The 13,358-nt window shown below is 28.8% G+C and carries 16 protein-coding genes; 8 read left to right on the top strand and 8 right to left on the bottom strand.

The features are described from left to right. Positions 1-159: 159 nt before the first annotated feature. Both JJ847_04150 and JJ847_04155 read right to left on the bottom strand, forming a co-directional pair. The gene (locus JJ847_04150; protein ID MBO6960077.1) at positions 160-1,032 is read right to left on the bottom strand and encodes an EamA family transporter; all 873 of its coding nucleotides are present in this window, start codon (positions 1,030-1,032) and stop codon (positions 160-162) included. A gap of 127 nt (positions 1,033-1,159) precedes the next feature. Continuing rightward, positions 1,160-1,396 carry a hypothetical protein gene (locus JJ847_04155; GenBank protein MBO6960078.1) on the bottom strand — a complete coding sequence of 79 codons (237 nt, stop codon included), beginning with the start codon at positions 1,394-1,396 and terminating at the stop codon, positions 1,160-1,162. A gap of 184 nt (positions 1,397-1,580) precedes the next feature. On the opposite strand from JJ847_04155, the gene JJ847_04160 reads away from it, so the two are divergent. The 5 genes from JJ847_04160 (at position 1,581) to JJ847_04180 (ending at position 5,827) form a co-directional block, all read left to right on the top strand. Further along, the gene (locus tag JJ847_04160; protein ID MBO6960079.1) at positions 1,581-2,813 is read left to right on the top strand and encodes an NAD(P)/FAD-dependent oxidoreductase; all 1,233 of its coding nucleotides are present in this window, start codon (positions 1,581-1,583) and stop codon (positions 2,811-2,813) included. Between the two features lie 127 nt (positions 2,814-2,940). Beyond that, positions 2,941-3,690, top strand: coding sequence for a GAF domain-containing protein (locus JJ847_04165; protein MBO6960080.1), 750 nt, complete (start codon positions 2,941-2,943; stop codon positions 3,688-3,690). Between the two features lie 88 nt (positions 3,691-3,778). Then, positions 3,779-4,264 carry a DUF2214 family protein gene (locus JJ847_04170; GenBank protein ID MBO6960081.1) on the top strand — a complete coding sequence of 162 codons (486 nt, stop codon included), beginning with the start codon at positions 3,779-3,781 and terminating at the stop codon, positions 4,262-4,264. Then, positions 4,261-4,797: a DUF1643 domain-containing protein gene (locus JJ847_04175; protein ID MBO6960082.1), complete on the top strand. Its 537-nt coding sequence runs from the start codon at positions 4,261-4,263 to the stop codon at positions 4,795-4,797. The genes JJ847_04170 and JJ847_04175 overlap by 4 nt, the downstream gene beginning before the upstream one ends. 298 nt (positions 4,798-5,095) lie before the next feature. Further along, the gene (locus JJ847_04180; protein MBO6960083.1) at positions 5,096-5,827 is read left to right on the top strand and encodes a pirin family protein; all 732 of its coding nucleotides are present in this window, start codon (positions 5,096-5,098) and stop codon (positions 5,825-5,827) included. Positions 5,828-5,841: 14 nt separating this feature from the next. Here JJ847_04180 and JJ847_04185 read toward each other — a convergent pair whose 3' ends face one another. Together JJ847_04185 and JJ847_04190 are read right to left on the bottom strand one after the other, a co-directional pair. Next, a complete protein-coding gene (locus JJ847_04185) occupies positions 5,842-6,156 on the bottom strand; it encodes an MATH domain-containing protein (protein MBO6960084.1) in 315 nt (104 codons plus the stop codon). Positions 6,157-6,241: 85 nt separating this feature from the next. Continuing rightward, the gene (locus JJ847_04190) at positions 6,242-7,672 is read right to left on the bottom strand and encodes a UDP-N-acetylmuramoyl-L-alanine--D-glutamate ligase (GenBank protein ID MBO6960085.1); all 1,431 of its coding nucleotides are present in this window, start codon (positions 7,670-7,672) and stop codon (positions 6,242-6,244) included. A 100-nt stretch (positions 7,673-7,772) separates the two neighbouring features. Between JJ847_04190 and JJ847_04195 the strand changes: the two genes are divergently transcribed. Beyond that, the gene (locus tag JJ847_04195) at positions 7,773-8,039 is read left to right on the top strand and encodes a hypothetical protein (GenBank protein ID MBO6960086.1); all 267 of its coding nucleotides are present in this window, start codon (positions 7,773-7,775) and stop codon (positions 8,037-8,039) included. Here the strand turns inward: JJ847_04195 and JJ847_04200 are convergent. Both JJ847_04200 and JJ847_04205 read right to left on the bottom strand, forming a co-directional pair. Continuing rightward, the gene (locus JJ847_04200) at positions 8,034-8,963 is read right to left on the bottom strand and encodes an SDR family NAD(P)-dependent oxidoreductase (protein ID MBO6960087.1); all 930 of its coding nucleotides are present in this window, start codon (positions 8,961-8,963) and stop codon (positions 8,034-8,036) included. The genes JJ847_04195 and JJ847_04200 overlap by 6 nt on opposite strands. A gap of 108 nt (positions 8,964-9,071) precedes the next feature. Next, positions 9,072-9,818, bottom strand: coding sequence for an NAD-dependent DNA ligase (locus JJ847_04205; GenBank protein MBO6960088.1), 747 nt, complete (start codon positions 9,816-9,818; stop codon positions 9,072-9,074). 277 nt (positions 9,819-10,095) lie between these two features. Here JJ847_04205 and JJ847_04210 point away from each other — a divergent pair, with 277 nt between their 5' ends. Both JJ847_04210 and JJ847_04215 read left to right on the top strand, forming a co-directional pair. Further along, positions 10,096-11,250: a DNA photolyase gene (locus tag JJ847_04210; GenBank protein ID MBO6960089.1), complete on the top strand. Its 1,155-nt coding sequence runs from the start codon at positions 10,096-10,098 to the stop codon at positions 11,248-11,250. 136 nt (positions 11,251-11,386) lie between these two features. Beyond that, positions 11,387-11,938, top strand: coding sequence for a DoxX family protein (locus JJ847_04215; protein ID MBO6960090.1), 552 nt, complete (start codon positions 11,387-11,389; stop codon positions 11,936-11,938). Between the two features lie 239 nt (positions 11,939-12,177). Here the strand turns inward: JJ847_04215 and JJ847_04220 are convergent, their stop codons facing one another. Further along, positions 12,178-12,729, bottom strand: coding sequence for a pyridoxamine 5'-phosphate oxidase family protein (locus JJ847_04220; GenBank protein MBO6960091.1), 552 nt, complete (start codon positions 12,727-12,729; stop codon positions 12,178-12,180). Continuing rightward, positions 12,722-13,339, bottom strand: a complete 618-nt coding sequence (locus tag JJ847_04225) for a DUF1295 domain-containing protein (GenBank protein ID MBO6960092.1) — start codon at positions 13,337-13,339, stop codon at positions 12,722-12,724. The genes JJ847_04220 and JJ847_04225 overlap by 8 nt, the downstream gene beginning before the upstream one ends. Positions 13,340-13,358: the final 19 nt, after the last annotated feature.

Genomic DNA, 13,358 nt, shown 5'->3' on the forward strand with positions numbered 1-13,358 from the left:
CTATAACGCCTGCATAAATGCAACTTAGAAAAATAACATAAACCTCAAATGTACCAAGTCTTTTTTTCTTTAAAATTTTCATAATTCTGAGTGTTTATAGGATAATTTTATTTAATCTAATTTCTATTAACATGAGTATTTTTTACATTAAATCTGAGATTAAAGAATTATTAATGTCAAGCCAAACAATAAAAAACAAGTAAAAAATATTATTTTTTTGGTAATTTCTCTTTCCTCATTCTTTGCAAAGAATAAGGCAATTACTGGTGATGTACTTAATAAAGCCCACCCTATTCCTATGGGAAGGGTTTTAAAAACAACTTGTTGTAGCAATATTCCTATATTGGTTCCAAAAAGTATTGAAAGCAAAAATCTTTTTTGTTGTTTTTTTTCAATGTTATTTAAGAAAAAATTAATATTAAATCTTTTTAGACTAATCAAAAAAATTATTGCACCCAATAATCTTATCTCAGTTGTAAGGAAAGGAGATAAATTGCTTTGAAGGAAAACCATCCTTGAAAAAAGACCTCCAAGAACTGCACATAAAACTGACAAAAAAGGAAAAGCAAAAATCTTAATGTTATTTTTTTCTGAGAAAGGTGCGTTTTCCTCTTTCAAATTATTACTTTTTTTGAGAATTATGAATAGCGAAATCGATACTATGATTATTCCAACCCATGATTTAGTTGTTAAATTTTCATTAATAAAAATTTCTCCTGACAAAGCAGCTATTAAGGGAGAGAGCGTTTCTATAGATAAAGTTTTTCTTGTGCCAATTGTTTGTAGTGACTTTAAATAGAAAGTATCACCTAAACCAATACCTATTATTCCACTTATTAGTAAGATAAATATGTGTTTTAATTCTGATACAGAACCTAGATTAATAAAAGCAGGTATAAAAACTAAAAAAGCTATTATATTTTTTATTAAATTTATATCTATTGATTTATATATTTGAGTTTGCGAGCGCCAAATAAAGCACGCATAAGTCCAAGATGTAGCAGCTCCTAAAGCAGAAAGGATTCCAATCAAAACGAATAATTTTTTGAAATTTTATTTTATAAATTGAGTAAATACTAAAAAGGATACATAAACAAGAATTAAAATCCCAGGTAAGTACTGAATTAATGATTTGAAATTATTTTTTTTCATATTTACTTTAAATAGTTTTTTTATTACTAGGGTACAAACTCTCTAACTTCTTTCTTCTTTGAACTTTCGCATTAATTCTTTCTTCTTTTTCCTTTTTCTTGATCTCATCATTTATCTTATTTTGTCGATATCCAAACCAAAGTAGAACCCAAATAACAGAAGTTATTAAAAGAAGAGCAGTATATTGACCAGTCATCGGAAAACTGGCCTCAGAATATTTAACGTAAGAAAATATTAAACTCATTTAATCAAGTTAAAGCATAAAAATAGCGACTGCGTTGATTTTTTAGAAATTTAAAAATTAGTGAATTGCAACTATTTATTATGTAGTTTTAAAGTTTTTTATTTATTTTTTTATGGTTTTTGCAGTAATTTTTCTTTGTTACTCCTTGCTATTATCAAATTGAAGCATATTAAATAATAAGTTTTTGGAACCTTTTGATTTAGCAGTTGTTGGAGGCGGTGCAGCCGGTTTTATGACAGCAATAACTGCTGCTGAAAATGGAGTAAAAAGAATAATAATTCTTGAAGGCACTTCAAAACTTATGGAGAAAGTAAGGATTAGTGGAGGGGGAAGATGTAACGTCACTAATGCGACATGGATACCAAATGAACTAGTTGAGAATTACCCCAGAGGTGGAATTCAGCTCTTAGAATCATTTAATCGTTTTGCTCCTGGCGATGTTTATGATTGGTTTGAGAAAAAAGGGTTAAAATTAAAAATTGAGGAAGATTTAAGAGTATTCCCAGTGTCTAATTCTTCTTCAGATGTTATTGATTGTTTGAGAAAAAGTGCTTTATCAAAAAACGTAGAGATATTAACAAAATTTTTTGTAAAAGAAATTTCAAAAACTCCAGATAATATATTCAATATTTTTAGTATTAAAAAAGCAAAGGTAACTGCAAAAAATATTATTCTTTCAACTGGAGGTAATCCAAGCGGATATAAATTAGCTCAAAATCTTGGACACAACATTGTTAAACCTGTACCATCGCTTTTTACTTTTTCTACAAAGGAAACTAATTTGGATGAATGTAGTGGGGTATCGATAAAGGGCATAGATATAGAAATTAAATTAAATAATAAGAATTTTCAAAATAGAGGCGATTTACTAATAACGCATTGGGGTTTTAGTGGGCCAGCAGTATTAAAACTTTCGTCAATTGCAGCAAGGGAACTTTATAACCAAAAATATAAATTTAATCTAATCATTAAATGGTCTGCTTTAAGTTATGAGGAGTTAAAAGAAAGAGTTAACTATTTAAGATTAAACAAAGGCAAGGTTAATCTAGTTAACAGCAGACCTGTTCCATTATTAACAAAAAGATTATGGATTTTTTTATTAAATAAAATAGGTATTGATAAAGAGAAAAAGTGGTCTGACTTATTGGCGGATGAAAGAGAGAAAATGATAAATATTCTAATGAGGGACAAATATATAATTTCAGGGAAAGGACCATTTGGAGAGGAATTTGTTACTTCCGGAGGCGTAAAAATTAATGAGGTTAATTTTAAAAGTATGGAGAGCTTAATTTGTCCAGGTTTATTTTTTTCTGGAGAGGTTTTGGATGTTGATGGGATCACTGGTGGATTTAATTTTCAACATTGTTGGACAAGTGGATGGATCGCTGGGATGGCAGTTTCAAAGTTAAATCAATAATAAATTAATAAGTAATAAATCAGTAAGTAACAATTCAATAAGTTTATCTTTTTTTTATTAAGTATTAGACGGAAAAAGTTTTTTGGAGAAACTTTAATTTTAAAGTTTTAATTATTGGTGAAGATTAATGCAGAATCTTGTATCAAAAAAAGAAGAAGAGGAAAGAAGATTAAAAGCTTTAGCAGAATATAGGATTTTGGGAACCAAGCCAGAATCATGTTATGACGATATTACAAAAATTGCTGCTACAACCTGTAATGTGCCTATTTCTTTAATGACTTTGGTAGACAAAGATAAACAATGGTTTAAATCCAAAATAGGACTTCAAATATCAGAAACTAGAAGAGATTGGTCTTTTTGTACACATGCAATAAAAGAAAATAGTCCATTAATTATTCATGATGCTTTCCAAGATGAAAGATTTATAAATAATCCATTGGTAACAGGAGATCCAAAGATTCGTTTTTATGCAGGTTTTCCCCTTAGAAATAGTGATGGCAATAAGCTTGGAACTCTGTGTGTAATAGACAGAAAGCCAGGAAATCTAAGTACACAACAATTTAATATTATGGAGTTATTATCCAAGCAAATAGTTTCATTTTTAGAGCTTAGAAAAAAGTCATTAAATTTGCTAGATGCGTTATCTAATTTGCATAAACAGGAAGGGATTTTATCTGTATGTTCATATTGCAGAGAAGTGAAGAATAAGGAGGGCGATTGGATGCATTTAGAAAAATATCTTTCGAAAATTAGTGATATTAGATTCAGTCATGGGGTTTGTGATAATTGTATGGAAAAACATTTCCCAGATGTAATCGAAGTGTGGAATAAAAAGGATTTTTTTGAAGATGGTCAAAAAAAGTTTTTAGAGTCCTAGAATAAATAAGTTGCTTTTTATTGTTTAATCTATTTTCTAAACAAATTCTTTATTTGGTGGTTAGTATTGTATAAATTTTGACTAAAAAATGTTATTAGGAACTTTATTAACAGGTGAGATTGCCAAAAGTGCAATAGTAGCATATGTTCATTATTTAGGAATTATATTGTGTTTTGGTTCTCTTTTATTTGAAAGATTAACTCTCAAAGTAGGTCTTAATAGAAATGAGACGATTTCAATGATAATTGCGGATGTGATCTATGGTTTGGCAGGAGTTGCAATATTAGTTACTGGGATTTTGCGTGTTAAGTATTTTGGTCAAGGAGGTGATTTTTATACAGGTAATCCTGTTTTTTGGATAAAGGTTTCTCTTTACATTCTGGTGGGATTACTTTCTTTATATCCAACAACAACCTATATTTTATGGGCCATTCCATTGAGTAAGAATAAGTTACCTGAAATATCTGAAAATCTAGTTAAGAGGTTCAGACTCATTATTACTACTGAGTTAGTGGGTTTCGCAACAATACCTTTGTTTGCCACTCTTATGGCTAGAGGTGTAGGTTTAGGTTGAAAAATTTATTTCTAGAAAGAAATTGTTTAATAAGTGCTAACAAACTATATAGATGGAGTTTAAGTTATAAGATTTCTAAATCTACAAAGGAAATTATTTTTATTGGTTTAAATCCATCATTATCTGATGAGGTTTTCTTAGATAATACAACAAAAAAGATTATCAAAATTTCTAAAAATAATAATTATGGCAAAGTAAAATTAATAAATTTATTTGCTCTTATTTCAAGCAAACCAGAAAAACTTTTTAATCATAAAAATCCTGTGGGTTATCGAAACAATAATCATATTTTTAAAAACTTAAAACACTGGTCTGAAAATAAAAATTGTGATTTATGGTTAGGTTGGGGTAATAAAGGAAAATTTCTGAATAGAAATAAAAGAATATCAAAAAAAATAATGCAATATAACTCAATTAGGAAAAATAATTTTGATAATCCTCTGGGACCGCTTTTAATTAAGAAAACGATCAAAAATAATCCAATACATCCTCTATACTGTTCTGATAATTCCATCCTCGTATCTTATTTTTAGGTATTAAGGCTAAAACGCAAACCAGTATTTTTAGCTATTCCATTAAATATGTGTTAATTTCTATTTGATAAGCTAACCTAATATGAAAATTTCAAAGCAATTAAATAAACTAAAAAACTTGAATGTTGAAGCTGAAAAATGTTCCACAAGAGAAGAAGCAAAAAAAATAATTAGTAAAGCAAATAAAGCACAAAGTAAAATTAACAAATAAATAAAAAGTAATTTCACTTATTCATAATTTATAATCGTCAAAAATATTTAATTTATAGAATCACACCATATTTATTTCATAGTATTAATGTCTTTGAGAATAATTAAAATAAGGAAATCTCACGAAAGATTTAGATCTACTAGAGAATGGCTTAATTCGATGCATTCATTTTCTTTCGCAGAGCATAAAGATTCAAAATGGGATAATTTTGGGAAAATTAGAGTTATAAACGAAGATATTATTTCTCCTAATGCAGGATTTAATACACATTCTCATGCAAATATGGAAATTATTACTGTCGTAATAAAAGGAGCAATAACTCATAGAGACTCGTTAAACAATCTTGGAAAAATTCACAAAGATGAAGTACAAGTTATGTCTGCAGGTACTGGAATCTCTCATAGCGAGAAAAATGAAGAAAATGAGACCTGTAAGTTGTTCCAGATTTGGATATACCCTCAAAAAGAAAATATCAAACCTCGATATGATCAAATTTCATTAAATGAAAAGTTGTGGGACAATCTTATTTTTAATTACAAAGAGGGTAAAAATAATAAGCTTTCTCTGAATCAAAATATCTCTTTATGGCGTTGTAAATACAAGCCAATTAAAGAGAAAAAATTGCCATTAAAAATCGATAAATATAATTGGATACAAATAATAGAGGGTAATCTTTTATTAAAAAGTAAAGACTCAAATTATAACATAACTCTCGAATCTGGAGATGGCTTGGGTTTTGAAGTTAATTATTATGATGAAATCTCTATAGATACTGAAAAAGACCTAGATTTTCTCTTATTTTCGATGCCTTCCTTATAAAATACCTGTTACTTTTACCCATCAACTCCTTTATTAAATGCATTTAAGGCTTGCAAAGCCATATTAAGGTGAACTTCCATAGCACCAAGTGCAATTAAAGAATTTGGTGATTTATCTTTTAGTAAATTCTCTTTTCTTTTTGATAATTCATTAACTACCTCCTTAGTTGAAGCTTCCCAATTGTTTATTAACTCTTCAAATTCTTTTTTTTCGGGGCTCTCTATTTCTGCTAATTCATCAGAAAAATGAGAATCCTTTTGAGCCTTTAGCATCAAGTAACTTAATTTTTTATGACTTATTGCGTGAGGTAAATTGTTAGATTCACTCATTGCTGATAGTTAATTTATAATCAAATCTAACTAATTAAGTGAATATTTGCTAGAGGGAAGACGGTTGTGATGACCGACCTGAAAATTACAAAATGATACTTGAACAAAAAATGGATTTATTAACCTTTAATTTTTCACGTATTAGTTTCTTGAAATAATCTCCACGCTCTTCATAATTTTTAAATTGATCAAAGCTAGAGCATGAAGGTGAGAATAATAATGTTCCAACCCTATTATTTTGTAAATAATGAAAAACAAAATTTAAAAGCTCTTTTAGTTCTGAAAATATAAAAATATTTTTTTTAAATCCTTCATTAATAAGAGCCATTTTTAGGACTTTTGAGCTTTCTCCAAAAAGGAAAACACATTTAACTTTTTTCTTTAGAACTTTTATCCACTCACTATATTCATTGCCTTTTAATCTACCACCAGCAATGATTATTATTTGCCCTTCAATTGAACTTATTCCTGCAATAGATGAGTCAAAATTTGTAGCTTTACTATCATTAATTATTTCCAGATCATTATTTTTATAAATTGTTTCCATCCTATGGGGTAATTGTTTGTAATTAGTCAAAGAATCTTTAATCTTCTTTCCAGATAATCCAACTTTTCTTGCTGCTGCAATTACCAATAAAAGATTTTGAAGATTATGTATTCCTTTTAAAGAAAAATGTTCAAGTTTGAATAATTTTTTTCCTTTCTCAAAAATGTATCCTTGATCATCTATCCAATAATCGCATTTAATAAAATTTGATTTATCGAAACTAGTTGTTATCCAAACCCCACTTGATAGCGAACTGTAGTGATTTCTTAGGTTTTTATCGTCATAATTATAAATTCTAAAATCAGATTTTTCTAGCAAGCTTTTTTTTATGTTGAAATAGTTTTCAAGTGTTTTATGTCTTTCAAGATGATCTTCTGTGAATGTTGTCCATATCCCAATATTAGGTTTTACTTCTGGAGATATTTCTATTTGATAACTGCTTAATTCAGCTACAACCCAATCAATTTTCTCATTTTTATTGGAGTGAGCATATTTACATAAAGGTGTACCAATGTTCCCTGCAAAAGGAGCATATAATCCATTATCGCAGAGTATATGGCTTAGTAGATGAGTAACAGTAGTCTTGCCATTAGTGCCAGTAATACCTATCCAATTTGTGTCTTTTAAAATTTCCCATGCAACATTTATTTCTCCAATTACTTTAATTCCCTTTTTTTTTAATTCAATAATAGTTACATGGTCATAAGGTATTGATGGACTTACAACAACAGATTCGATCTCTTTCACAAAAGGTTGAATTTCTTCAAATACAAATTCTTTATTCAGAGAAACTAGTATATTAAGCTCTTCTAATTCTGTTTTTCTTTCTAAGAATTCTATCCCATCTTTACTTTCCCAAACAATTACTCTCTTCTTGATGCTTCTCAAATACTTGGCAGCCCAAAATCCAGATTTGCCTAATCCAATTACAAGATTAATATTTCTTTTACTTGAATGATTATCTATCATTAAATTTATAATTACATCTATATTAATTGTGTTTAAGGGGTAATTCAATCATGAGATCTTTCTTAAGTTTTTATAGTATTCGACAAAGAAAAGTTAATTAATGGAAGATAATACTGCAAAATATTGGTTCTCTTGGTTCTATGAAAAGTGGGAGAAAAATGCTCCAGGTGAATTAATTGAACAGGGTTTAAGTCCTTCTCAGATTGCTGAGCGCTTTGTTAATGAAAACCATGATAGTTTGATTAAATTGTCAAAAAAAATTGATGAAAAAAATTATGATGCCCTAACAGAATTTATGAAACTCTCAGAGAGTGAATTACATATCTTGAAGTATTTTCTAAAGTTAGTAAAAATGAAAAATTTATAAGAAGTTATTAAGTATTTCAAGGCTTTTCTCCCATAAATTTTTTCTTTCTTTTTTATTCAGGGCGAAAGTAGAAGTAGGGGATAGTTTTGGATGACCTCTGAAATTAAATCTAGGACCATAATGATCACCGCCTCTTGCGTCTGGTGAAGTAGCTGCAAAAAGTTGAGGTAAAGCACCCATCTCAGCAGTTTGAAAAATAGGGCTAAATAATTCCAAGGAGAATGTTTCTAATGGACTTGGGTTAGGTTTTTGAGCAGTAAAGAGATTTGTTTTTGCAATTCCTGGGTGAGCAGCTAAAGAAAGTATATTTTTGTGCTTTAAATTCTCATTTAGTTCCAAAGCAAACATTACATTTGCCAATTTGCTATTTGAGTAAGATTCCCATTTATTGTAATAGTTCTCGGCTTTCAGATTTTTCCAACCAACTTTTCCAAAAAATTGTGCACCGGAAGTAACCGTTACTATTCTAGATTCTTCTTTTTTTTCAATAATTGGAAGTAGCTTTAGGGTCAAAAGCATGTGAGCTAAATGATTAACTGCAAATTGTATTTCATATCCCTGGGCACTAAAAGTTTTAGGCGGATGCATAATGCCTGCATTATTTATTAATAAATCCAAATTTTCAAAATTATCAAATATTTTGGATTGAACTTCAACAATATTTCTTAAATCTGACAGATCTAATTCTAAGGGTGTAAATATTCCTACAGGATTAAGCCCTTTAAGTTTTTTGATAGTTTGATTAGCTTTTTCAAGCGATCTACAAGCTATAACAACATGAGCATTTTTTTCAGCTAAGGCCTTTGCAGTGTAGTATCCAAGACCACTATTTGCCCCAGTAATTAGTGCAGTTTTGCCCTTAAGGTTTGGAATATTAGATGTTCCCCAGTTAGAGATTTTAGGTCTTGAAATAGTGGCAGTCATTTAGTAATCCTGCAAATTGCTTTGGAATTTAACCAAAATTTATTTATTGTTCCACTGTAAATACTGGAAGTCAGTATCGTGAGCTCTTTTTGAAGGTACTATTTAATATTATTTTTCAATTGCATATTGCCATTCGTTATTTTGAGATAGACTTTTCTCTCTGAGTAACTGTAATTTCCTACTATTTATTTTAATAACTATCCCATTAGTTGGATACTTCGCGAATATTTTTCTCTCTAACCAATTTTTTTTATATATTTGGATTTCGCTTGTATGATTTGTGAAGTAACTCTCAGGGGTGCTGAAGCCACATTTTTTAAGATAGTTAAGGGTTTCGTATTGATTAAGTCTTCCATTAAGTATTTGGAAACAGCAAAAGCTGAGACTTTTTCCAATGCCTTGATTATTGAGGTATTTTCTTGTAATTCTTTGGGAAATGCCGGCAACTTGGTTTGTAGCGAATAGTTCACCTCTAATTTGAAAATCTCGTTTGATAGGAATACAATCTGGGACATTTTTAATTTGTTTAATTTTGCTTGAGACATCAAATCCTTTTTTTGTAATAGCTTTATCAAAATTTCCATCTATATATCTAATTGCAATAGCACAGCCATCAATTTTTGGTTGAATGCTTAATCTTGTTTTTGTGAATAAACTTTCCAAAAATACTTTGTAGTTTTCTTTAGCTAATTTTGGCAAAGGTTTATTATTTTTTTGATTAAAATAGTTAGGTTCTGGATCAACAGGGATAAAGAGCTTTTCAAGTTGCTTAAATGCATTATCCGAAATTATGCCTTCACCTATTCTGTATTGTGCATCTAGATACTTAACATCTCTCACTAATAAATTATTCATAATAATTTTGATAAATACTTAAAAATCTTTTAAAAAAAATCATTTAAATAAAGATTTGAAAATTAAAACTAAATTTAAAGAGTAATTAATAACTAAATATCTTCCTACGCTGAGAGCGATATGAGAGTATAAAATGTACAGATTATGAGTTTAAATTAAATACTTTTATCAAACATATTTACGTAAACGTGAAATAGTAAATATTAAGGATTAATTTGCAGGCTAATTTTTGAAATTTTTATCAATATAAAAAAAAATTTTTTAGAGTTATCAGAAAATGTCATTTTTATTAGAAGCTCAAAGTATCTGGGACAATTTTGCGAAATATAAGATTAATGATTATGCAAAATTAAGAAATTTTGATTTTGGACCAAATAACGAAAGTTCAGTTTCAAAATTATCACCTTTCATTACGCATAGAATATTATCGGAATATGATCTGATTCATGATATTAAATGTAAGTATAAAATCAAAAATTCAACTAAATTTGTTGAAGAAATATTTTGGAGAGTTTACTGGAAAGGTTGGATGGAAAATAGACCTCAAGTCTGGCGAAATTTTATTTCAGGAAAACATTTTGATTTTGATTATGAGCTTTATAAAAGTGCAATTAATGGAAATACAGATATAGATTTTTTTAATTCTTGGGTACTTGAATTAAAGCAGCACAACTATTTGCATAACCATACAAGAATGTGGTTTGCGAGTACATGGATATTTAATTTAGGTCTCCCATGGCAATTGGGAGCAAAGTTTTTCTTTGAATATCTTTTTGATGGTGATGCCGCATCTAATCTTCTTAGCTGGAGATGGGTCGGAGGATTGCAGACTAAGGGAAAGCAATATCTTTTTTCTTCTTCAAACCTTAGAAAGTTTTCAAACAATAGATTTAATCCAGAAAAAATTATTAATAAACAAATTTTTCTTGAGGAATCGAATCAAATACCTTTAGAAGATGAGATTTTTAAAAATGATATGGATCCTAAATCTGATTATCTGATTATGTTTGAAAATGATCTACACCTTGCAACCCTTAAAAATTTGCTTCCAAGCTATAAAAAAGTATTTATTATCCTTCTAAAGAATGAACAAAGACAAATTAAACTGTCTGAATCTGTTCTGAAATTTAAACAAGATTTGGTCTCTGAAATTGTAGAGCTTTTTAATAATGTTGAACAGATTGATCCTTATTCAATGGAAATTATTTTTAAAAATACTAAAGAAATTGACATAATTTATCCCGGAGTGGGAGAAAATTATGATTTTATAACTGAGTTCAAAAATTTATATAGTAAAAAAATCTTTAATCTTGTGAGAGAAGAAGATTTATTTGCATGGAAATTTGCTAAAAAGGGCTTTTTTAAATTTAAAGAAAATATTCCCAAAATCAATCAGCAAATATTCGAAAACTATTCAAAAAATAATTTATAACTTTTTTGGATATTTGATAAGAAAAAGAATCCTATAGGTAGGTAAGTATAAATACTTAATTACTCGCGACTTTTGCTGTTTAATCCACGATGGATAATGTGACTAGTTATTTTTACTTAAGGATAATTTTTTTATAGTGCTTTCAACAATTCTTACTAAATCGTTTAGCAAAGATACTGCTTTATTAATTCTTAGAGTTATAACTGGAACTGTTCTTATTCATCATGGTTATGAAAAATTAGCAAATATAGAAAATTTTGCTGATGCTTTTGTCAGACCATTACATCTCCCATTTCCAATATTTTTATCATACATAGCGGCATTTTCGGAAATAGGGGGTAGTTGGTTATTAATTATAGGCTTAGCTACAAGATTCGGTGCTTTAGCAATTGTTGGAACAATTTCTGTCGCCATATACCACGCACTTGTTACTTCAGGTTTTAATATTTTTTTACTAGAGCTTTTACTTTTATATTTCGCTTCAGCAACTTCAATTGCTTTAACAGGGCCTGGCAATTTTTCATTAGATGAAGTGATTATCAGAATCTTGAAATCAGAAGAAGAAGACGAAAGTATTTCTTCAGCAACATCCAAAATTTCTAAGAAAGTTGAATTGAAAGAAGAAACAAGCAAAGGTGGCTTATTTCAATTTCTTCAAGCGAACATACTTTCAGATACCTCAAGCTAATTTTTTAGGATAAAGACTATTGATCAGCGCTAACCTTTTACGATAGCTGTTTCTTTTCTCGAGTTTTATCTTAATAGTTGCTTCAGAAAGACTGATAAACAGTCCTATTGCAGTCACCCAAGATAAAAAAATAAAAGGGTTTTCTGGAATTTCTGAGAAATTCATATCAATTTTACTTCTTTTTTAAAACTGACTGATCAGTAAATGTTTTTCAACCTAAATATACAAATTAGAAATATTTAAGGATTGATTTCAACTTTTTCCCATTTCATAAACTTTTCCCAAAGATATCTTTTATGAATAGGCTTTTCTAATTTAAGAAGATCTACTGAATCAATTTCAAAATTTAGAACTACAAAATTTTCTGACTTGGGTAGATTGTGTAATATTTCAAAATTAGATTGAATTTTTGGGTTTAGTTTCTCTCCAGGGGATCCCCAAAACCAAGAAGATTTTGATTTTTCTGATAATGAATCCCAATAGTTTTTATTATCGTACAATTCACGAATTTTTCCTTTGAATCTATATTGTGATTTGGTTTTCAAAAAGAGCCATAATATTTCTGCATTAGGGTTAGATTTTAAATGCCCAATTTTTTCACTTCTTCTATCTGTAAAAATAATCATAGAACTATCTTTATGCCATCCTCTGAAAACAACTGTTCTTAATCTCGGCTCATTTTCTTTGCTAACTGTTGCAAGCTGTATCCACTTATTAGAGGGTGATTTGCCTTCTTTCTTTCTAGAAAATTTTAAATCTTGTCTCCAGCTTGGTAAGTTATTTTCAAGCATTTAATTTAGGTAAAATAAGGCCACTTTTCTTTTTGTATTCTTCGAATGCACCATATTTTGAGAGCGATTTATCTTTTTTTATCATTCTTGGCAGAAAAACTATAAAGAAAAATATTACAAGAACTACAAATGGAATGATACTCAATGAAAGGATTGCGAATGATAGATAAATAAGTATTTCTCCTAGGTAATTTGTATTCCTTACATTTTTGAAAAAACCTTCTTTAATTAAATCTTTTTTTAATTTAAGAGAAAAATATTTTTGGGCATCACTAGCAAAGTGTAAAAACACACCAATTATGTTAATAGATACAGATGCAGCTATTATGATATTTGGAACAGATTTCTGAGATGAGATAAGAATGAAGGGAGCTACCCAGTAACTTCCAAGGAAAATAAAGCCAGTAATTGAAGTTAAAAAATTGATTTTTTCTTTAAAATAAGGATCTGGGAATATTTTTTCTTTTAGAAGCCAAAGGAATCCATAAGTACCATGAAGAGCTAAATAAATGTAGGGAGCGATAGTAAAGTTATCGAAAAAAATCATAAGCCCTATTACTACAAATGCTGTGAGCCCCTTATGAAGATTAATTATTTGATTAAGTTTCATCTTTTTTAATAATCTAAAA

It is taken from the genome of Prochlorococcus marinus CUG1438 (assembly GCA_017644325.1).
Lineage (GTDB): Bacteria > Cyanobacteriota > Cyanobacteriia > PCC-6307 > Cyanobiaceae > Prochlorococcus_A > Prochlorococcus_A marinus_AA.

Coding starts and splice junctions, on each gene's coding strand:
- JJ847_04155 (MBO6960078.1), bottom strand. CDS start 1,396: ATGAGTTTAATATTTTCTTACGTTAAATATTCTGAGGCCAGTTTTCCG.
- JJ847_04165 (MBO6960080.1), top strand. CDS start 2,941: ATGCAGAATCTTGTATCAAAAAAAGAAGAAGAGGAAAGAAGATTAAAA.
- JJ847_04170 (MBO6960081.1), top strand. CDS start 3,779: ATGTTATTAGGAACTTTATTAACAGGTGAGATTGCCAAAAGTGCAATA.
- JJ847_04180 (MBO6960083.1), top strand. CDS start 5,096: ATGTCTTTGAGAATAATTAAAATAAGGAAATCTCACGAAAGATTTAGA.
- JJ847_04185 (MBO6960084.1), bottom strand. CDS start 6,156: ATGAGTGAATCTAACAATTTACCTCACGCAATAAGTCATAAAAAATTA.
- JJ847_04190 (MBO6960085.1), bottom strand. CDS start 7,672: ATGATAGATAATCATTCAAGTAAAAGAAATATTAATCTTGTAATTGGA.
- JJ847_04195 (MBO6960086.1), top strand. CDS start 7,773: ATGGAAGATAATACTGCAAAATATTGGTTCTCTTGGTTCTATGAAAAG.
- JJ847_04200 (MBO6960087.1), bottom strand. CDS start 8,963: ATGACTGCCACTATTTCAAGACCTAAAATCTCTAACTGGGGAACATCT.
- JJ847_04205 (MBO6960088.1), bottom strand. CDS start 9,818: ATGAATAATTTATTAGTGAGAGATGTTAAGTATCTAGATGCACAATAC.
- JJ847_04210 (MBO6960089.1), top strand. CDS start 10,096: ATGTCATTTTTATTAGAAGCTCAAAGTATCTGGGACAATTTTGCGAAA.
- JJ847_04220 (MBO6960091.1), bottom strand. CDS start 12,729: ATGCTTGAAAATAACTTACCAAGCTGGAGACAAGATTTAAAATTTTCT.
- JJ847_04225 (MBO6960092.1), bottom strand. CDS start 13,339: ATGAAACTTAATCAAATAATTAATCTTCATAAGGGGCTCACAGCATTT.